This is a genomic window from Ornithinibacillus gellani, assembly GCF_003730295.1.
In the GTDB taxonomy this organism is placed as follows: Bacteria; Bacillota; Bacilli; order Bacillales; family Amphibacillaceae; genus Ornithinibacillus_A; species Ornithinibacillus_A gellani.
Window position 1 is genome coordinate 1 of the sequence record NZ_QTSZ01000049.1, and the last position, 21231, is coordinate 21231.

At 37.4% G+C, this 21231-nt stretch carries 19 protein-coding genes and 1 pseudogene; 11 read left to right on the forward strand and 9 right to left on the reverse strand.

All coding sequences use genetic code 11. From position 1 onward, the window contains the following. The 4 genes and pseudogenes from DX933_RS14820 to DX933_RS14835 all read right to left on the reverse strand — a co-directional run. Positions 1-367 (reverse strand): annotated as a pseudogene (locus DX933_RS14820) (transposase); the annotation flags it as partial. 185 nt (positions 368-552) lie between these two features. After that, a complete protein-coding gene (locus DX933_RS14825) occupies positions 553-981 on the reverse strand; it encodes a DnaA N-terminal domain-containing protein (protein WP_123317226.1) in 429 nt (142 codons plus the stop codon). 195 nt (positions 982-1176) lie between these two features. Continuing rightward, positions 1177-2565, reverse strand: coding sequence for a sensor histidine kinase (locus DX933_RS14830; protein ID WP_123317227.1), 1389 nt, complete (start codon positions 2563-2565; stop codon positions 1177-1179). A 60-nt stretch (positions 2566-2625) separates the two neighbouring features. After that, the gene (locus DX933_RS14835; protein WP_123317228.1) at positions 2626-3351 is read right to left on the reverse strand and encodes a response regulator transcription factor; all 726 of its coding nucleotides are present in this window, start codon (positions 3349-3351) and stop codon (positions 2626-2628) included. A 163-nt stretch (positions 3352-3514) separates the two neighbouring features. On the opposite strand from DX933_RS14835, the gene DX933_RS14840 reads away from it, so the two are divergent. The 4 genes from DX933_RS14840 to DX933_RS14855 all read left to right on the forward strand — a co-directional run bounded on the left by DX933_RS14840 (position 3515) and on the right by DX933_RS14855 (position 7810). Further along, the gene (locus DX933_RS14840) at positions 3515-4282 is read left to right on the forward strand and encodes an ABC transporter ATP-binding protein (RefSeq protein ID WP_123317229.1); all 768 of its coding nucleotides are present in this window, start codon (positions 3515-3517) and stop codon (positions 4280-4282) included. Further along, positions 4269-6131 carry an ABC transporter permease gene (locus DX933_RS14845; protein WP_123317230.1) on the forward strand — a complete coding sequence of 621 codons (1863 nt, stop codon included), beginning with the start codon at positions 4269-4271 and terminating at the stop codon, positions 6129-6131. Before DX933_RS14840 ends, DX933_RS14845 begins: the two co-directional genes overlap by 14 nt. Further along, positions 6132-6485, forward strand: coding sequence for a YxeA family protein (locus tag DX933_RS14850; RefSeq protein ID WP_123317231.1), 354 nt, complete (start codon positions 6132-6134; stop codon positions 6483-6485). It begins immediately after the preceding gene. Between the two features lie 464 nt (positions 6486-6949). Beyond that, positions 6950-7810 (forward strand): CPBP family intramembrane glutamic endopeptidase, encoded by an 861-nt coding sequence (locus DX933_RS14855; RefSeq protein ID WP_123317232.1) that lies wholly within the window; start codon positions 6950-6952, stop codon positions 7808-7810. Positions 7811-8178: 368 nt separating this feature from the next. Here DX933_RS14855 and DX933_RS14860 read toward each other — a convergent pair whose 3' ends face one another. Continuing rightward, a complete protein-coding gene (locus DX933_RS14860; protein ID WP_223805992.1) occupies positions 8179-8934 on the reverse strand; it encodes an NAD-dependent epimerase/dehydratase family protein in 756 nt (251 codons plus the stop codon). A 216-nt stretch (positions 8935-9150) separates the two neighbouring features. Between DX933_RS14860 and DX933_RS14865 the strand changes: the two genes are divergently transcribed. From DX933_RS14865 to DX933_RS14895, 7 genes are all read left to right on the forward strand, one after another. Then, complete coding sequence (locus tag DX933_RS14865) at positions 9151-9711, forward strand: TetR/AcrR family transcriptional regulator (protein ID WP_123317234.1); 561 nt, start codon at positions 9151-9153, stop codon at positions 9709-9711. A 354-nt stretch (positions 9712-10065) separates the two neighbouring features. Then, entirely contained in the window at positions 10066-10875 is an 810-nt protein-coding gene (locus tag DX933_RS14870) for a DUF899 domain-containing protein (RefSeq protein WP_123317235.1), read from the forward strand. A gap of 483 nt (positions 10876-11358) precedes the next feature. Next, positions 11359-11688 (forward strand): putative quinol monooxygenase, encoded by a 330-nt coding sequence (locus DX933_RS14875; protein WP_317843097.1) that lies wholly within the window; start codon positions 11359-11361, stop codon positions 11686-11688. A gap of 249 nt (positions 11689-11937) precedes the next feature. Next, complete coding sequence (locus DX933_RS14880) at positions 11938-12438, forward strand: VOC family protein (RefSeq protein ID WP_123317237.1); 501 nt, start codon at positions 11938-11940, stop codon at positions 12436-12438. Between the two features lie 587 nt (positions 12439-13025). Next, on the forward strand, positions 13026-15629 hold the full coding sequence (gene ppsA, locus DX933_RS14885; protein ID WP_123317238.1) for a phosphoenolpyruvate synthase: 2604 nt from the start codon (positions 13026-13028) through the stop codon (positions 15627-15629). 300 nt (positions 15630-15929) lie between these two features. After that, complete coding sequence (locus tag DX933_RS14890; RefSeq protein ID WP_123317239.1) at positions 15930-16433, forward strand: winged helix-turn-helix domain-containing protein; 504 nt, start codon at positions 15930-15932, stop codon at positions 16431-16433. An 18-nt stretch (positions 16434-16451) separates the two neighbouring features. Beyond that, positions 16452-17735 (forward strand): MFS transporter, encoded by a 1284-nt coding sequence (locus DX933_RS14895; protein ID WP_123317240.1) that lies wholly within the window; start codon positions 16452-16454, stop codon positions 17733-17735. 206 nt (positions 17736-17941) lie between these two features. On the opposite strand, the gene DX933_RS14900 is transcribed toward DX933_RS14895, so the two are convergent. The 4 genes from DX933_RS14900 to DX933_RS14915 all read right to left on the reverse strand — a co-directional run bounded on the left by DX933_RS14900 (position 17942) and on the right by DX933_RS14915 (position 20914). Then, on the reverse strand, positions 17942-18328 hold the full coding sequence (locus tag DX933_RS14900; protein ID WP_123317241.1) for a DUF6220 domain-containing protein: 387 nt from the start codon (positions 18326-18328) through the stop codon (positions 17942-17944). A gap of 13 nt (positions 18329-18341) precedes the next feature. Continuing rightward, positions 18342-18929 (reverse strand): TetR/AcrR family transcriptional regulator, encoded by a 588-nt coding sequence (locus DX933_RS14905; protein WP_123317242.1) that lies wholly within the window; start codon positions 18927-18929, stop codon positions 18342-18344. A gap of 391 nt (positions 18930-19320) precedes the next feature. Next, positions 19321-20307 carry a biotin synthase BioB gene (gene bioB / locus DX933_RS14910; protein ID WP_123317243.1) on the reverse strand — a complete coding sequence of 329 codons (987 nt, stop codon included), beginning with the start codon at positions 20305-20307 and terminating at the stop codon, positions 19321-19323. A 10-nt stretch (positions 20308-20317) separates the two neighbouring features. Then, positions 20318-20914 carry a biotin transporter BioY gene (locus DX933_RS14915; RefSeq protein ID WP_123317244.1) on the reverse strand — a complete coding sequence of 199 codons (597 nt, stop codon included), beginning with the start codon at positions 20912-20914 and terminating at the stop codon, positions 20318-20320. Positions 20915-21231 lie beyond the last annotated feature (317 nt).

The window sequence follows — 21231 nt, forward strand, 5'->3', positions numbered from 1 at the left end:
TAGTAATACGTACTTCTTGGAATTTGTAGGACGTCACACATTGCTGATACCGAGTATTTGTGAGCATTATTGCGAATCACATCTACTTTCGTCCCATGATCAGCGCGGCTTGCTTTAAAATATCATTTTCCATTTCCAATTGTTGATTGCGTTTCCTAAGCTTGATTAATTCTTCTTGCTCGGGAGTCCGATTGTCTTTTTCTTCAAACGATCCAGAAGTCTTGTGTTGGCGAACCCATTTATCAAAGGCAGAAGGCGTCAGCTCATATTCTTTGATAATTTCGGCTCTTGATTTTCCCGAGGCATGAAGCTTAACAATTTGTTCTTTGAATTCTTTAGTGAATGTTCTTCGCTTTCTTTTAGTCATAGTTGATTCTCCTCCAATATCCGTTGAACCAAGTTTATATGACCTTAATGAATCTGTCTAGTTAAGTATAACCTATCCAATAACAAGAATGGTAAGTGGGGGATCAACAGCGAGTATAGGCCTGATTGGCTCAACTAACAATCAGTGGGGGAAGTGCGAAAACCCTCACTGATTGAAGTTTCACTTTAATTTCTTTTTGTATCAATAAAAATTTTATACACTTTCCCGGTAACTTCCTTTACACTTTGGGAAATGAAATCTCGATGGAACTCCTCTAACCAATCACGTTGGAGAATATTTGTGCAATAAATAGTTAGAGAATCATCTTTAAATACCGCCTTACTTTGTTTAAACCACGCTTCAAAATTAGAAGATGTGACCTTTGAGGATATATTAATTAATACTTGACTCCATATATCGCTACTTTGTGTTTGTGTTCTTTCTTGTGGAGTATCTGAATTGATTTCTTTCATTAACGTATCGAATTCTGCTTTTGATAGGGAAGAATATTTGAATAATATTAATGCGTCATTATAATTGTCATCCTTTAACGCCTTTGTTATTCTTTCTTCGTCAATCTTGTAATAAATATTTTTAACCATGTTCTCTATCATTACGTCCACCTTTTTCTTATGAAGTTATAGTTCCTATCATAGATTTTACGTCATTTTGTAGGCTCTAGCTACAGCAGTTTCAAAAAAATAAAGGCACTGTTTCATGCAGGTGATGACATATAACACATAAACAAACCCTCTTATATCATCAGCTGATCTGGACTGATATAAGAGGGTTTTTGTTTGGTTTAGGTATTACTTTAAAACCTGTTCTAGCTTTATCTTAATTGTCGTTCCTTTTCCAACTTGGCTCGTTAGTTTAATTTTTCCACCATGTGCTTCGATAATATCTCGGGAAATGGCCATACCTAGACCGGTTCCTCTGATATGTTCCGTATTGGTGCCGCGATAATAGCGGTCGAAAACTTGATCCTGTTCCTCGGGGGAAATACCTTTACCATTGTCTTGTATCACAATGGCATCATCTAAAATATACACAAAAACTTCTACCCGTTCATCATTATGAATGAAGGCATTGTATATAAAGTTAAGCAGGGCACGCTTCATCAAATGCTGGTCTATATTCCAGTTTAGCTCACTATTTTCACTTTCAAAATGAATTTGTGACGAGCGAAATTGTGGATCATTTAATAAGTCAATGACTATTTCCCGGACAAAGTCTTCCATATTTGTTTCTTGTCGTTGCAGCGGCATTTCCTGGTTTCGTAGTCGCATGGTCAGATTGAAGTCATCTAATAACTCCTTCATATAAAGCGACTGGCGCTCGATTACCTCTGCATATTTTAGGCGTTCAAGCGGCGTTACATTGTCATTGCCTAAGAGTTCTGCATAACCGCGAATAGAGGCGAGTGGTGTTTTGATGTCATGTGAGACATTACTTATCCAATCATTTCGCATTTTTTCTAATTTCATTCGTTCTGTTTGATGTTCCTGCAATGTCGTTGAAACATTGTTTAAATTAGCAAATACCCGTTTGTATATGCCTGGACGTTTTGGTTTTTCGGTGTGAAATCGATGTTCCTTTAGTTCATTAATTCGTTCAATCATACGATTCACGGGTTTTGTTAAAATAGTACTGAATAAGAAGCCAATGATTACGGCAATCATTAAGTCGACGATGATAATGACGACCAAATACTGCGAAGCATTTTTAACAAGTTTGGATGGATTCAGCATAAATACTTCGCGTGTTTCATTGGAATTAGGCACACCAATTAAGTAACTATAACCTTCATATTCGCCTATAAAGTACGTATTTAAATCATCATCCATGTACTTGTATTTATGGACAAGTTCAAAAGGTGTGTAGTTTGTCGCAACATTTTTTGGTGTTTGATAGGACGAAATGACATGTCCATTGGCATCTAAAATTTGCAGCCAAGCACCAAACTCGTCTAAAGCCTTCTTTCCTTCTGCTGTAACGTGAGGTGAATCATCCAGTAATGTTAAGTAGTTTTTGAATGTGCGTGCAAAAGCTTCACTGGAGCTGCTTTCTGAGTGATCTGTATTTTGGTAGGATTGATAAATGAACAGGCCAAATAAGAGTATCGTGTTTACAATGGTTACGATAAATACAATGCTTAAAATGGATAATAAGTATCTGGCAGTTAGCTTCCATTTCATTTTCAATCCCCATTTCTAATAAGAAAGTCCTTGTATCTTTGCCACTTTACAACGATTCCGTTATCTATTTCCGTTAGTTGGTACAAATCGGTAACCAAGCCCTTTTACGGTTAAAATATAGGCAGGATTAGAAGGAATGTCTTCAATCTTTTCCCGTAGCCTGCGGATGTGCACCATTAAAGTATTATCGGCTCCATAAAAATCTTCGCCCCATACCTTTTGAAATAAGGTTTTTTTGCTTAGGATTTGGTTTGGGTTCCGCATAAATAATGCCATTAATCCAACTTCTTTAGCGGTTAATTCAAGTACATGTCCATCTTTTTTTACTTCCGTTTCATCCGAATTGATTTCAAAAGGTCCGACGACAGTTGACTTGGCTATTGCTGCCTGTCCAGTTGCTTCTATGGCATATACGCCAGCACGTCTGAGTTGTGCTTTCACTCGATAGGCCATTTCTTTCGGACTAAAAGGTTTCGTAATATAATCGTCCCCACCGATTGCCAGTCCTAATATTTTATCCACTTCATCGGATTTAGCAGACAAGAACAGAATAGGGATACGTGAAACTTCTCTGATTTTTTTACATAAATCATAACCTTCTCCATCGGGAAGCATTACATCTAAGATGATGAGGTTTGGTTCAAATGCCTGAAATTTATTCCAGCCTTCTTCTATGGAAGCGGCCGTTTCAATGTCAGAAAACCCTTCTTTTGTTAAGCTTGTTTTCATTAATTGGCATAAGTCTTGTTCATCGTCAACAATGAGAATGCGTGGTTGTTTTACCATGTTTATCTCCTTTTTCATGCTGGTTCATATGTGCCTATTTATTCTATCTTAACAGGAACTTTCAAGAAAAAAAGAATTTAAGGATTATGTAAGGTTCATGTGATTATCGTTTAAGGATCGAGCAGTATAGTAAAGTTAACATGAAGAAAGAGGCGAGGGAATCATGGAATCTTTATTACAAGTAAAAAATGTGGAGAAGGTTTTTGGAAAAGGAACGAATACGTTTAAAGCGCTTGAGGATATTTCCTTTACGATAGACCATGGTGAATTTGTAGGAATCATGGGACCATCTGGGGCCGGAAAGTCAACATTACTTCATGTATTGGCGACAATTGACAGCCCTACTAAAGGTGATATTTATATAGAAGATGAAAATGTAGCAAAAATGAAAGGAAATCAACTGGTTGATTTTCGTAGAGATCATCTTGGATTTATATTTCAGGATTATAATTTATTGGATTCATTAACAGTACGTGAAAATATTGTATTACCACTTGCCATTGCAAAATTGCCCGTGAAAGAAATGGATGAAAAGGTTGAATCCATGGCAAAAGCATTTGGAATTGCAGCCATCCTGGATAAATATCCATATCAAATTTCTGGTGGTCAGAAACAACGGACTGCCTCTTGTCGGGCACTCGTGTCTAACCCGAAATTGATTTTTGCAGATGAGCCTACTGGAGCACTCGATTCCAAGTCAGCAACGGACTTGTTACAAGCCTTGAGCTCCTTAAATGAAGAGCAGGAAACAACCATTATGATTGTTACCCATGATGCATTTGCAGCAAGCTTCTGCAGAAGAATATTGTTTATCAGTGATGGGCATTTATTTAAAGAAATGAATCGTGGTACACACTCACGAAAGGCTTTTTATCAAATGATTTTAGAAGAACTGGCACAGCTAGGTGGTGGCGGGCATGACGTTATTTAATATCGCTCTAAAGAATATCCGGAAAAACATGAAAAGCTATGGCCTATATATTGGCTCAACCATTTTTTCCATCGTTATATTTTTTACCTTTGCAACGTTAAAATATAGCGGTGATATTAGTGAATTGGCAGAGGAATCCAAACAAATAAGCGGTATTATGAATGCTTCAGCATTTGTGCTTATTATTTTTGTTGCTATCTTTATTCTGTATTCCAATGCCTTTTTTATGAGGAAAAGAAAGAAGGAAGTAGCATTATATTCCTTAATGGGTGTACGCAAACAAAAAATTGGTTTTCTATTGTTCTTTGAAAATATGGTCATAGGAATCATCTCATTGATTGTGGGGATCGTAGCAGGTTTCTTCTTATCACAATTATTACTGTCGCTACTGTTAAAGTTAATGGGATTAAATATCGAGATTGGTTTCGTATTCTCATCCAACGCTATCATCGAAACAATGATTGTGTTCATGATTATTTTCCTTTTCACATCATTGCAAGGGTATAGAATCATTTATCGCTTTAAACTGATTGATTTATTTCAAGCCTCCAAAAAAGGAGAAGACTTACCGGTAGCTAAGGCGATATCCGTTATCCTCGGACTTGCTGCATTGGTGGCAGCGTATTGGTTAGCCTTGCAAGATTTAACTTCACCAGTATGGAGTTATTTAGGTCTGGCTATGCCAATTGTCATCATTGCTTTAACTGTACTAGGTACGTTTTTAATCTTTAACAGTGTATTGGTATACGTCCTTCATCGGATGAAGAATAGAAAGTTTTGGGCATGGAAGGGCCTTAATTTAATGACAGCTTCCCAATTGTTGTATCGAATTCGTGGAAATGCAAAAACATTAACCATTATTGCTACGTTAAGCGCTACAACGATAACAGCTGGAGGTGCCGTGTTTGGGGTGTATTATGACACGGGGAAAACGGTAGAACAAAGTACTCCATTTACCTTTATGTGGCAAGGACATGAAGAAAATATCGATTCATCTATCGTAAAAGAATCGATTCATGTGGATACGAAGACGATTCGGGTAAACAGCGAGCAAATGGAGAAGGAATATACCGTTATCGATCAGTCTACCTTTGAGAAGCTGGCTAAAGCGCTCGAATGGGAGCAGACTGCTTTAAATCTCACCAAAGGTAAAGTTGCCATGGTAGAACCGTTTTATAATGAGCAATGGATGGAAGAGGTAGCGAACGTTTCGCTTCAGGATGTAAATTATGAGGTTGTACAAATGTATGGAGAATCAATCTTTAATCTTTCCACATTGCCCGGTACGGTCATTGTTACCCAGGATGAAGTGTACAATGCATTGCATGCTGAAGAAATAACCTATCAGGCCGTGCAATTAGATAATTACAAAACGCATATCGACTTGTCTAAGGAGCTGGAAGCCAAGCCATCAACAGTAGACTTTTCCAGCGCCGTACAAAATTATCAAGATACTTTAGAAGGAACAGGAGTTATGTTGTTTGTTGGTAGCTTCCTAGGTCTCGTCTTTCTTGTAGCTACTGGCAGTATCATTTTCTTTAAGATGATGACAGAAGCAGAAGATGATAAGGATAAGTATTCCATATTATATAACATAGGTGTGCCCAAAAAAGAAATAAAGCGTACGATTCGTAACCAGGTAGGATTCGTATTTCTTGCACCACTTATTCTTGGATTATTGCATGGTACAGTTGCTTTAGTCGCATTTTCTAATCTATTGCAAATGAACCTACTAATCCCAGTCGTCATTTGGATGGCGACCTATGTGTTCATTTATATCTTGTATTATTTTATCACCATTCAAGGGTTTCATAAGACCATCTTTCATTCGATTCAGGAGGGAAACTAAATGAAAAAAATCATTGGAATTGGAGTTGTTTTATTACTGGTCATTGTAGTCATACTGGCCAGAGTTGACTTTAATCGGTTAGGAAAGGATCATGTCTATGTTCAAATTGGAGAACCTGCTAATATAGAGGAACAAAAGATTGATACAGGGGAAATAATAACACGCTATTGGTATGAACTCCCTGCATACGATGAAGAAGGAAACGTAGTGGACGTAGCGTTTTCCGCAAATAAAGAATTAAGGCAAGAAGCATACTTGAAATTATATGTAAAAAAAGAAAATGAGGTCTCTTCATATGACGAAGTTTCCTGGGAAGAAATTCCGACAGCAGCCCAGCAGGAATTAGGGCAATAAATATGGCACTGTACGTTTATCATGAAAAAAACAACGACAGGCGAAGGATACGTTTCTCCTTTACGGAAAAAATGAAATGAATTTTTTGATCATGTTGAAAAGGATGCAATCTTCGTGATTCATCCTTTTTTCTTTGGCTTTAATGATAGAAATCTGGCAGATGCGGAGAATGAAAACCAATGGGGTTTTAAAAGGAATTAGAATATTTAAATCAACCCACATCACTGAAAAGTTCCATACGAATCATTATTTTAACAAGTGTCAATGAATACAAAGATTACATAGGTGACTGAATAAGCACCAGGAGAAATGGACCGTTATTATTATTAACATGCACCTTAGATATTTACTATCCTAGCAGAGATTAAGTGGTTTGTTCAGGGAATTATTTCCCGCTATTGATGAATGCGGATGGAAGGATATACATACGCATATCCTAAAGTATCTTACAAAGGAGCATCTAAATGGAATCATGGAAATTTAGGGTTAGTCGATTATTTTTGTATTTTATTCTGGTATCGGTATTTCTCTTTGTATCAGGGACAGTTGGACGATATTTAATTGAAACAATGAATATGGACCGAAAAGTAGCTATTCTTCTGCAAGGTGTGATTTTTACTGGATTAACGCTCCTTGTGCTGTACATTTTGAGAGGAAAAAGTCCCAATATTTTTAAAAGCATCGGACTAAAAGGTGTAAAATCAACACCCAAGATGATTATTGGCATGATGTTGCCATTTATTCTGCTTGGATTGGGAATTTTAACAGCTTATTTATTTGGTGGGATTGAAAATCTTAAGCTGAACTTGACAACAGGTGTATTCATTTCCATTTTAATCAATACATTAACAGCATTTTTGTACGAGGCATTCCCGGAAGAAGTTTTTATACGTGGTTTAATATTTGAAGAGCTGCAAAAGAAGTTCCGATTTTTTACAGCATTAATTTTACAACCATTCATCTTTATTGGTGTACCAATAACAGTGATAGCGATGGAGTCCATCTTCTTTGATAAGCCCTTTGCAATAACAATAGATTATTTCATCTTACTTTTTGCGTTTGGAATTGCCCTTCAGCTTTATAGAGCATATACTGGTTCACTATGGACAAATATCCTATTTCATATCGTTTATCTGGAAGTAGTTAGATACATTGCTCTGGGGGGAGTATATGAATCTGACGTTGCACTATTGGAGTTTGATGAGACATTTGAAGGCTTCATGTCGTTATACTTGTCCTTTTTGTTTATTATAGTGCTTAGTATCGTGATGTTATCCGTTTTAATTTTAACTGATAAAAAAATAACACAAAACCGTTCTTCATGAGTATGTCATTCCAAGATTGAAATAAGCTGAAAATATAGGTTTCCATACCAAAAATAAAATGCTGGTAGGGGATTTTGTTTTTGGTTAAGAGACGTAGGGGGAGTTGAACATACTAACTCCATTTGTCGTTCGCTCCCCCAATGAATTATGGATGGTTATATTGAATTCGTTTTTTCATAGGCTAAAACAAAAACAATACCGTCAAATAAAGTAGATTCCCTGATTGTTTCTATATTTAATGATCAAGTAGTTTTCCTTCTAGCGTTTTTGAAGTCGTGATATATATCATAGATGTCACCGTATTCACCAACGATTTTGTTCGTACCGATAAAAGGTAATTGGAATAAATGATTAGAGATGTTCATCATTTAATCTTTAAAAATAAATCCACATTCTTTAAAACCATCATATTGTGGCCGATAGTTAAAAACTTCTTCCGTTTTTGATATATCCAATCTCTTAAATCGATTATTTGAAACAGCATGGATAATTTCAAAGGGGCTTTGCAGGTCAGTTAGGATACATTGTTCGATTAAATGACACATATCCTCCGGGTTAATATAGGCACTCATATCTCTAGCTGTTAAATCTGTGCCAACGTTAGAAACTGCATCAAATGCGCCAATTCTAATTGCGATGCTTGGTAGTTTTTCCTGGTAAGCAAAATAAGCTGCAAGTGCCTCGCCAAAAGATTTGCCTACTCCATACAAATTTTTAGGGCGTACAGGCATATCCGGCTGAACCTGGGTATCAATTGGATATCCTTCAACAGCTTGCGCACTGCTGGCAAAAATAACTCTTTGGCAATTTTCCTCTTTGGCTGCTTTGAAAATATGATAAGTACCTTCCATATTTACCTTTAGTACAGTCTCAAAATTTGCATGAGGGGAAGGGTCACCTGCCAAGTGAATAACTGTATCTATACCTTTACAGGCTTTACGACAGGCGTGAATATCTCTGATATCTAAATGAATTATTTCGTGTCCAAATTTTACCCACTTCTGCAGTTTTGAGGTGTCTTTGTCACCCAATGTGAGAGAGAATTTTTCATTCAGATAAGGAATTAAGGCAGTGCCTATATTTCCACCGGCTCCAGTAATTAAAACTTTTTTAGCGGAATTCATACGTATCCTCCTCATTATCTATTTCATATACTTCAACACTGCTATCCGTATTTTGCAAGCAAAAGGTTTCTGAATGATGCAAGGAAAAATACTGTATAAAGGCATATATTGTTTATTAAATAATAATAAAAATAGGTAAAAATACCCTTGTGATTTATTTTACTGTTGTTAAATTGTAGTTAACGTTCTATATAATTTATAGAAAGGAATAATAAAGTGAGTAAATCTATAAAGAAAAAAGCCATACTTAAATCAGCAGAATCATTATTTTATAATCATGGATTTCATGCAGTTGGAATGAAGCGAGTTATTGAAGAGGCGAATGTAGCAGGTATGACAGTATATAATCATTTTACATCGAAGGAACGGTTAATTGAGGAGGTTCTCAAACAATGCGAAATTCAATATTGGAATTATCTACATGCTAGTGTTGAAAAAAATCCTCGGACTCCTTTTTTACAAATAGTTAAGGGGCATGGGAAATGGATGAATGAAAAAGGAAAGAACGGCTGCATGTTTCTTCGGGCTCTTGAAGAATATGCAGATACAGACAATCAAATTGAGGCTATTGTAAGAAACCATAAAAATGATTTGTTTCAATATATTGAAAGTATAGCTTTGAAACAAGGCCTAACACAATGTGACACCATTGCTTCACAGATCATGCTATTACTGGAAGGAGCAACCTCATCTGCAGAAATTTTTGGCCCTGAGAAAGCGGAAGAACAAGCTATTTATATGTTGGAGTCTCTATTATTATCCTGGAGAATTATGTAATTGCTGAAGCGTTTTTTAAATAATGGATGCATCTAAAGGGGAATTTTGAGATTGGATCCTGAAGCGAATTGTTGGATCATTAATATTCGATTCCGGAGAGCTGTTTTTGCAGGTGAGATGAGATAAAAATTGGATTCAGAAGATGTTGAGGAAGGTACCAAAGTTGCTCTGACGTGAAAATGGACCTTAAAAAGCTTATGAATTGTTTACGGTCTATATGATAAGCCATGATTTCTATACAGAAAACAGGAAAAGTGTAAAGACTTTCAGGAGGTAAAGATGATAATTTAGCCATGGAAATGAAATCTATAGTAAATGCGTAAAACAATCTCAAACCAATAAGGAGAAGATGATATGAACAGCAATCAAAACTATTTTCAATTGCCGAATGTTGTGTCACGGGAAGAATGGCTTCAGGCTCGTAAAGAATTGTTGATGAAGGAAAAGGAATTTACGAGGGCAAGAGATGCGCTGAATGCTGAGCGTCGTCACCTTCCGATGGTAGAAATAGATAAGCACTATACGTTGGATGGTCCTAAAGGTGAAGTTGGCTTACTTGATTTATTTGAGGGGCGTCCGCAACTTATCGTGCATCATTTTATGTTCGATCCAGATTGGGAAGCAGGTTGTCCGGCATGCTCGCTCGCTGCAGATAACATCGGTCATCTTGCCCATCTGCATGCACGTAATACAACACTTGCTTTTATATCCCGTGCTCCACTTTCTAAACTTCTAAACTATAAGGAACGTATGGGTTGGGACATTCCATGGTATTCGTCTCATGGGAGCGACTTTAATTATGATTTTCACGCTACGCTGGATGAATCAGTCACTGCGATTGAATATAACTATATGAACAAGGATGAACTCCTTCAGAAAGGTGTCCCGGTTGATTCCGGTCAGTCTATGGAGGTTCCGGCTGTAAGCGCATTCTTACGTGATGGTGAAAAAATTTATCATACGTATACGACGTATGCACGCGGAACGGATATGCTGATTGGTATGTTTAACTATCTCGATTTAACGGCTTTGGGGAGACAGGAGGATTGGGAACAGCCAACCGGTCGCAGTGATGGCAACGGTAAAACGTGGTTACGCCGCCATGATGAATATGAGTACTCTAATAAATCTGATGCTTGTTGCCATTCAAAAAGAAGCGAATAAGTGCCTAAAAGATTGTAGTAAAAAGAGAGCATCCTCCTTTGTAGCGTTTCTTCTATAGCATCGTCTGATGTTCGGCCACTGTGTTTGTTGAAATGCTACGGATGACATTAAAAGATTAGTGCTTGCTCGTATTCGCCTGTGAAGAAGAGCAAATGGTGTCCCGACAAACGAATTGAATTACCAGTACATTCGAATCCGAGGATCCAGTTTTTCGGTGAAATAACATAAAAATGACTTCTAGAGGGTGTTTTGGGAGGGACCGAAGTAACTATCATTTGTGAAAACGTACCTGAAGGAATACGAAAAGAAAATCATGAAATAGGTTTACGTTCTACACTGGAAGAATCTCGCTTTCTATATTGAATGACAAACAGTCAAATTTTTAAAGTTTTTAAACGAATGAAAGCCAATTTGTGGAGGCAAAGAAGAATTTTACTGAAGTTAAAGGAAATCACCTTATTTCACACACTTTTATGAGGAGGAATGATATTGAATAAATTCGGTTTGTATAACAAATTTACTACTATTGAAGGGAAAAGGGATGATTTGGTAGAAATACTGTTGGAGGCATCGAAGTCGATGGAGGAAGTTAATGAATGTGAGTTGTATGTCATTAGTTTAGATGCAGACAATCCCGACTCAATCTACGTTCACGAAGTATGGAGGGACGCGCAGGCTCATCAAGCTTCCTTGTCGATGGAAGCGTCCCAGACACTAATCCAAAAAGCAAAACCTATCATTGTGGGTTTGGAAAAAATGAATGCATCACTACCTATAGGCGGAAAAGGAATTTCAAGTATTTCAGAGAACTAGAATTGGATGTGATCATGTTAGAGATGGAGCTAATGAATGACTATGATTGCTGCTATTCGAAGAACGACGCAGTATCAACCTAAAGTAGATAACCCTAAATGGAACATTATTCACTCTTGATTTGGAACGTATTTCTGCACCATTAAACGAAAAAATATATTACTTACTGTAAAAAAGTATTATATGTAAAAGCTGTTTATGCGGAATAAACTTACTAAAACGCTTGAATATCCAGGAGGGAAAAAATCTATGAATACCAAAATCCAAAAAATCACACCAAACTTGTGGTTTGATACACAAGCTGAAGAGGCGGCAGAGTTGTACGCTTCTATTTTTAACAATTCAAAGATAGGAAGAATGACCTGCTATGGAAAAGAAGGTCATGACATCCATGGGATACCAGAAGGAACTGTGATGACAGTGGAATTTCAACTGGACGGACAAGAATTCGTAGCTTTAAATGGCGGCCCACTATTTAAATTTACTGAAGCAATATCATTTATTGTACACTGCGAGAATCAAGATGAGCTAGATTACTATTGGGAAAAACTCTCCAAAGACGGAGATGAAAACGCTCAAAATTGCGGTTGGTTAAAAGATAAGTTCGGTGTATCCTGGCAAATTATCCCTTCGACTCTAAGTGAGATGGTAAGTGATCCGAATCCGGAAAAATCGGAAAGCGTTATGAAAGCAATGCTTCAAATGAAGAAAATTGATATAAAAACCTTAATAGAGGCGTATGAGGGATAAAGTGAAACTTCAATCAGTGGGGAGGTTTTGTACTTACCCACTGATTGTTAGTTGAACCAATCAGGCCTTTACTGGCTGTTGATCCCCCGCTTACAATGCTTGTTATCAACAAAAAATCTTGATGTGGGGGGCTTACAGCCAGTTAATCTGTGATAAAGTGAAACTTCAATCAGTGGGGAGGTTTTGTACTTACCCACTGATTGTTAGTTGAACCAATCAGGCCTTTACTGGCTGTTGATCCCCCGCTTACAATGCTTGTTATCAACAAAAAATCTTGATGTGGGGGGCTTACAGCCAGTTAATCTGTGATAAAGTGAAACTTCAATCAGTGGGTTTTTGTACTTACCCACTAATTGTTAATAGGCATAAGCAAGAATGAATCGGAAGTCATGGAGATTGGAATATGTTAATTAAATGATCACTCCTAGATCAGCAAAGGGCAATTAAGATAAATAATCTGTATCTATCCATTCCCTTGTTCCATTAGATCATCAATAAATTAGCATTTTAGTCTATTTTTCTTACAGTCTATGGCGTATGGTTCTTTGGCTTTTAGAAATATCCAGCTGATAAATAGGAGGAAAATAATGAATCGGTATGTAGTGGAGTTTCATGAGATTAATCATAACTGGCAAATGACAGTTGGAGGTAAAGGGGTCAATTTAGGTGAACTTACAAAGATTTCAGAAATAGAGGTTCCAGAAGGATTTTGTATTACGACAGAAGCTTTCAAAGATACGATTGAATCAAACCGAGACTTTCAAAAGTTGCTTAAAGAACTTGCACTGCTTAAAGCGGAGGATCAAGTAAAGATTAAGGCAGTCAGTAGGAAACTTCGAGAAGTTATTTTAAAGTCTAACATTCCTGATGCAGTTCTGAACGATGTATCTGACTGTCTCACTAAGTATGGATTAGAACATGCTTATGCGGTACGTTCCAGTGCAACTGCGGAGGATTTGCCACAAGCCTCCTTTGCAGGACAACAGGATACTTTTCTGAATATCAAAGGAAAAGATGCAATCCTTGAACATATCAAAAAGTGCTGGTCATCCTTATTTACAGAACGTGCAGTGATTTATCGCATTCAAAATGGGTTTGATCATCAAAAGGTTTATTTGTCCGTTGTGATTCAGCGGATGATTTCCTCGCAAGCTTCTGGAATATTATTTACAGCTGATCCAATAACCTCGAATCGAAAGGTGCTGTCAATTGATGCTGGTTTTGGTCTTGGTGAGGCACTCGTATCTGGCCAAATATCAGCAGACAACTATAAAGTGCGGGATGGGCGAATTATGAAGAGGCGGATTTCTCAAAAAAAGCTGGCAATAGATGTTAAGGAGGAAGGGGGTACGAAAGAAAGGAATTTAGGGCCAAAGCAACAGAATCTGTCTACGCTAACAGACGAGCAAGTACTTGAACTTGAAAAGATTGGCAGAAAAATTGAAGCATACTTTGGTCATCCCCAAGATATTGAATGGTGTTTTGCTGATGGTTCATTCTATATTGTTCAAAGCCGTCCCATTACCACTTTGTATCCTATCCCGGAAGTCGAAAGAAGCCAGGATCAACATATTTATGTATCTGTTGGACACCAGCAAATGATGACAGATCCTATAAAACCGTTGGGATTGTCGTTTTACATGTTAACCACACCTGCTCCTATGCGTACAGCTGGAGGAAGACTATTTGTTGATGTAACAGCACCATTGTCTTCACCAGAAAGTAGAGAAAACTTGCTAAACACCTTGGGACAATCTGATCCGCTTATAAAAGACGCGCTCATGACTGCGGCAGAACGAGCAGGCTTTATAAAATCAGTCGAAGACAGCCAGCGTGGTAAGGACAATACATTGCCATCAGTCGACTTTCAACCAACAATTGAGAATGATCCCAATATTGTCTCTGAATTGATTAGAAGCAGTCAAGCAATGATACATGAGCTAAAGCAAAACATTGAGAGGAAATCAGGCACCGAATTATTTAATTTTATTCAAGAGGATATTGAGAAATTAAGAAATAGTTTATCGGAATCACAAAGCATGAGTGTAATTATGGCAGCACAAAATGCCTCATCGTGGATGAATGAAAAGATGAATCAGTGGCTAGGTGAAATAAATTCAGCAGATGCGCTATCACAGTCTGTACCGAACAATATTACCTCAGAAATGGGATTAGCACTATTGGATGTTGCCGATGTGATTCGACCATATCCGGAAATAATTGATTATTTGCAGCAAGTAACTGAAGAAGACTTTTTGGAGGAAATCGTTCAGTTTGATGGCGGCCAAGAAGCAAAAGATGCCATTTATTTATTTCTCCGCATATACGGAATGCGATGTAGCGGTGAAATCGATATTACCAAGGAACGCTGGCTGGAGAAACCAGCTACGCTTATACCAATGATTCTTAATAACATTAAAAATTTTGAACCTCATGCCAGTAAACGGATATTTGAGAACGGGCAACATGTTGCATTAACAAAAGAGAAAGAATTACTAAATCGTTTAAAGGAACTGCCGAATGGTAAACAAAAAGCTGAAAAAACAAAGCAAATGATCAACTTGATAAGGAATTTTAGCGGTTATAGGGAATATCCCAAGTACGTTATGATTAACCACTACTATATTTATAAGCAGGCTTTGTTAAAGGAAGCAAAAAAACTAGTGAATAATAATGTTATGGAGAAAGTAGAAGATATATACTATCTCACGTTTGAGGAACTGCATGAAGTCATTGTATCTAAAAAGCTCGATTATCAAATCATTCGTGAACGAAAACATATATACAGATATTATGAAAAACTTAATCCGCCACGCGTCATGACATCTGACGGCGAAATAATTACAGGTGATTACAAAAGGGTGAATATACCGGAAAAGGCAATAGCGGGACTGGCTGTTTCTTCCGGAATTATAGAGGGAAGAGCACGTGTCATCTTGAATATAGAAGACGCTAATCTGGAAGATGGAGATATTCTAGTCACTTCGTTTACTGATCCAAGCTGGACCCCATTGTTTGTGTCAATAAAAGGGCTTGTAACAGAGGTTGGTGGATTAATGACTCATGGGGCAGTGATTGCGCGTGAATATGGCCTTCCGGCGGTAGTTGGTGTTGAAAATGCTACGAATATCATTAGAGATGGACAATGGATAAGGGTGAATGGAACAGAAGGGTATATAGAAATACTTTAAATATGTGCTACTTATGAAGGCTGCTATGGTTAATAACCTATGATTACCCTTACATTAGTAAAATCTTTCCTTCAGAAACGTATGAAAAGGTCAATCAAAGATAGCTTTTGATTGACCTTTTCATTATCGTTTGGTTATTCATAGCCAATAATAAAAATTTTTATTTACAATTAGGCTTTACATTTACAAACGTTAACATTATAATTGCTTTACAATCTAATTTATTAGTTTGATAAAATTAATTAGATTGTATGGAACCAACAATGGAAAAAATATAAGTCCAACCGGGAGGAATCATATATGAAGCATAAAAATAACCAGCCAATGCCTATATCAGTTGAACAGGCCAAATTATTAAGTAACACATTGCGAGTAAAAATTTTAGGTGTTCTAATTGAAACGCCTAAAACGTCTAAACAGGTTGCTACACAGATTGGTGAATCGCCTGGAAATGTACATTACCATATGAAGCAATTGCACCAAGGGAAGTTAATTGATCTCGTGGAGGAGAAACCAGTCGGTGGGGTGGTGGAAAAGTATTATTTAGCTCGTTCTAGCGCATTTGATAGCTCGATATCTGTTTATCCTGAACTGAATCCCGATTTTAATGCAAAATCTGCTACACAGATGAGTTTAGCACTGCAGCTCAAAAAAGAAGACCAGGATACACTTTTAAAGGAGTTCCGTGCACTAATGGAAAAATGGGTACGCAAGTCAGCTTCAGCCGACAATATCGATGCGGAAGAATTTGTTTTGGGTGTTAATTTGATTTCCAGGGAAGAAAAGGAGTCTGACAACCAATAAAAGAAGGATGGGGATGGAATGCGTATATTTAAGTATCGAGATTTCAGTCTGATGTTCTTTGGAAGAATTGTTTCAAACATTGGTGATAGCTTGTATTCTGTTGCTGCTATGCTTTTGATTTATGAATTGGGCGGATCGACTTTCTATACGGGATTGGCGGGGTTTTTGTCTATCTTTCCACGGATTGTTGAGTTTTGTTCAGGTCCCCTCATTGATAAAATTCCGATTCGGTCTTTACTTGTTAGAACACAATTTATTCAAGCGGGACTCCTATTAATCATTCCGCTTGCAGCAACGGTCAATATGCTATCCGTTACACTCGTGTTGGTATTGACGCCGATTATTTCAACCTTCAATGTACTCATTTATCCAGCCCAACTTGCAGCCTTACCTAAGGTTTTACCTGAAGGTCAACTTACAAAAGGAAACAGCTTATTCTCGATGGCATACCAAGGTGTTGATATTGCGTTTAATGGTTTAGCGGGAATACTGTTCGTTGCAATCGGACCATTTGCTTTATACCTCGTAAACGCTGCTGCATTTTTTATCGGTGCGATTATATTTCTATGCCTTCGCATCACGAATACAACTGTCAAAAACAAACAGGGAAAAAGGAAACAGCCGATTCCTGATATCATCAAAAAGTATCGTGAAGATTTACAAGAAGGTCTATCTATCATGTTCAATAGCTTTATCAAAAAGTTATTATATGGTGTCATTGTATTGAATTTGGTATCTGCAGCTACAGTCGCCGTTTTTCCTGAATTCGGGCTGGTCATTGGGGGTACGGAATATGTCGGATTTTTGCTTATGGCATCTGCCATTGGTAGTTTATCCGGCGCCTTACTCGCACCTATCCTTAAATTAGAGCGCTTGCCATTAGGAAAAATGTATATTATTGGCTATGTATTCGCTGGCTGCTGCTGGACTTTAGCTGCATTGGTGCCGATTGCCTGGCTGACATTGACCCTTTATATGCTTGCTTGGATACCGGCTGGCGCATTAAATATTGTGATGTTAACTACTTTGCAAAAGGTGTCTCCAAAGCATATGATAGGCCGAATTTTCACGGCAGCTACTAGTCTTTCCGGAATAGCAGCCCCAATTGGTCACCTACTAGGTGGTAGTTTAGGAGTGTGGATTGGTAGTGCACAAGTGGTTGCGCTAAGCGGGGTAGTTGTTTTACTCGTTTCCTTCTACTGGTTGGTTAATCGGGTTGTCAGAGAATTACCTGCAACCGAATCATTAGATGTAAATAGTTTAATCAATCAGGAAATTCCGGTTGGTGGGGCTACGGTTTAAGCGATTGGATGTTATTCGTTTTGGTGCAACATAATAGGATGTTTTTATAAATGGGTTGTAAAGATTTTCATGTGAGTGATTTGCGATAATAAGCAGCCAATCACTCACATGTTTTCGTATCATGTTGCAAAAGGCAGGTTCTACAATTGGGATCGCATGTTGTTGTACGAAAGGATTCAGTATGGTAGGTGATAAAGAAGGGTGTGTCAGTTATCTGTGATATTTAGTTTTCCTACTTTCTTTATGACTGTTATTGCAAGCCAGAATAATATCAAAGCGATGACTGGATGTATTGCTCCCGCTCCTGGAATATGGATACTGGCATATTGAAGTGGGACAATAAGCAAAAATAATCCAACCACTTGCCAGCGAATAAGCTTTGGAAGACGTCCAGTAAAAGATAGTACAAGTAGTAAGATTGGTATAAATTGAAACCAAATGACAAAAGTTGTATGGTACGACCAATAGGAGTAATCGGTGAAAATAGCGAGACCTGCAATAAATGTCTGGATAACAACACTAATTGCAAATACCCACGTGAAAATAAGGAAAATGTTCCGTGATAATTGAATCTTTTTATTTAAACGATTCATTTTGATACCTCCTTTACTTTTTAATTCCGTAACAAAAGGTTTTGACACTGTTTTTAATAAAATCCTCCTTTGATGTATTGATAAATTTGCCATCCCATAAAGCAGTAGATATAAAATAACTAAATAATGTAGCTAAAAACATAGATGCTTGTGCATATGCATCCGTTTGGATCATCTTTCCGTCTTTTTGCATCCGATGAAAATAATTTGTTATATAGCTTTTTAGTTTTTCTGTGTTATCAGATATCAGATTAATTATTTCAGGCATGGTTGTTCGTTCTTGAATAGCGATTGAACAAATTGATTCATTCTTCAGCATTAAATCAAGATATGCTTGTGCAATTAACAACAAATCCTGTTCTAAATCTCCCACTATTTTCTGATCAAATGCTTGCTTGAACGCTGGGATAAAAGTATTCCTTTCGATGGCAGCCTCTACAATTCCTTTCTTCGTTTCAAAGTGGCGAAACACGGTCATTTCACTTACATTTGCTGCGTCGGCAATTTCTTTGATCGTCACAGAATGGAATCCTTTTTCTTTTATCAATGGAAGAGCTAATTGCAATATACGATTGGATGTATTTGTTTTTTTCTGTTGCATGTTGCACCTCACAGATTTAAGTTTGGATAATTTATATTTAATGTGTTAGTTAGTCTAACTAACATTATTTATACTATATACTTATAAAAAATAATTGTCAAAAAAATAAGCATACTATGCTACTTTGTGTCCTTATGAAATAAATATGAGCCAAAATCCTTTTGACATGAAGGATTTGGCTCATTCGTTTTTAATGATTCACTGTTTTTATCACAGATTAACTGGCTGTAAGCCCCCCACATCAAGAATTCTCGTTGCTAACAAGGGTTATAAGTGGGGGATCAACAGCCAGTAAAGGCCTGATTGGTTCAACTAACAATCCGTGGGGGAAGTGCGAAAACCCCACGGATTGAAGTTTCACTATAGAAACATCTATGCTTCATTATTTCCGTTAAACTGTTACTTTTTCTGAAAAGTCAATTTCAAATCCCATATCTTCAAGCATTTGTATATCATTATTACTTTCTTGTCCAGCGGTTGTGAGATAGTCACCAATGAAAATAGAATTAGCTGCAAATAGTCCGAATGGCTGCAGACTTCTTAGGTTTACTTCACGTCCGCCGGAAATGCGAATTTCCTTTGTTGGATTCATGAAGCGGAACATGCTAAGAACCTTCAAGCAGTACATGGGTGATAATTCATGCGTTCCCTCCAATTTAGTCCCATCAATCGCGTGTAGGAAATTTACCGGGATGGAATCTGCATCCAGTTCTTTCAATGCTTGTCCCATTTGTACGACATCTTTTTTGTCCTCTTTCATGCCTACAATCACACCGGAACAAGGAGAGATACCAACATGTTTTACTTGTTCAACCGTACGGATGCGATCATCATATGTATGACTGGTCGTGATGTTTGGGTGATGGTTTTTCGATGTATTAATATTGTGATTATAGCGATCCACGCCTGCCTCTTTTAATTTTTCTGCTTGTTCAGGACGTAAGATGCCAAGACATGCACAGATTTTGATTTCGTGTTTTGCCTTAATTTTTTTTACCGCCGTTGTAACGGTATCCAATTCGCGATTGGTTGGTCCTCTCCCGCTTGCAACAATGCAGTATGTCCCTGCGTTTAACTCGACAGCTTTCTCGGCTCCGTTGATAATTGTTTCCTTATCAAGCATACGATATTTCTGTATTGGCGCCGTTGATTCGATGGATTGTGCACAATAACCGCAGTTTTCCGGACAAAAACCTGTCTTCGTATTAATGATCATATTTAACTTTACTTTATTCCCATAATAATGATGTCGTATTATACGTGCACCTTCCAATAGCTGTAAAATTTCTTCGTTCGGGCAATCGAGTATAGATAGTGCTTCTTCTTCAATAATTTCATAGCCATTTATGACCTTCCTGGCAAGTATATTCCAATCCATATTACTCCTCCTATGCGCTATTTTTTTCCATCGAGGTCTGATACTTGGTTATTCCACTACGATGTAGACGATAAGCAAGCAGACCAGCAACGACAGCTAAAATAATATCTTTCGGTAATGGTGGTAGCATCCATATCCATGCCAATTTATATGTAAATCCTGAGGGAGCCTCGAACCAGAACATATATGCAAGGTACATTAAGTTTGTCCCAATCAAATAATTTAGTGCTGTTGCAATTAGAGAAGCACTTATATATGACAAGGTTGTTTGTTTCCTTTCAATGATTTTTCCAGCAATATACGCAATGAAAATAAACGATAATATGAAGCCAAACGTTGGTGATAGGACGGACATCGGGCCGCCTTTAAATTGTGCAAAAACTGGTACACCAACCAATCCGAGCATCATGTACACGAACATGGAAAATGCACCTAGTCTGCTGCCTAAAACAAGACCTGCCAATACAGCAAAAAAAGTTTGTAACGTAATTGGTACGCCACCAACAGCTAATCCTGGGATGATGCTTGTAATATTAGCTCCGATTGCAGTTAGAGCTACGAATAAGCTGCCGAGTGTTAAGTTAAGCGGTGTGAATCTATTTTTCATTTTTACCCCCCCCCTTAATTTTATTGTTAACCTCTATTATTTATGGTTAACAATAATGGTAGAATATCATAAGATTTTCCGGAACACAATATGTAGTTGATAACTTATGACGAGGAAAAGTTTGTACTTCTTCAATCAAGATAACTGGTATTGCACGTGAAATTAAACCATGAAAGGGAGTGCAGTGATCATATTGGAATGTGACATGCACAATCCAATATCATGCGAAGGGGAGTAAATGCTAAGGTAACATTTTTAAATAGTAGTTTTATAAATGGTGAGCAGGGAAAAATATTTACATGATAAAAAAACTTTGT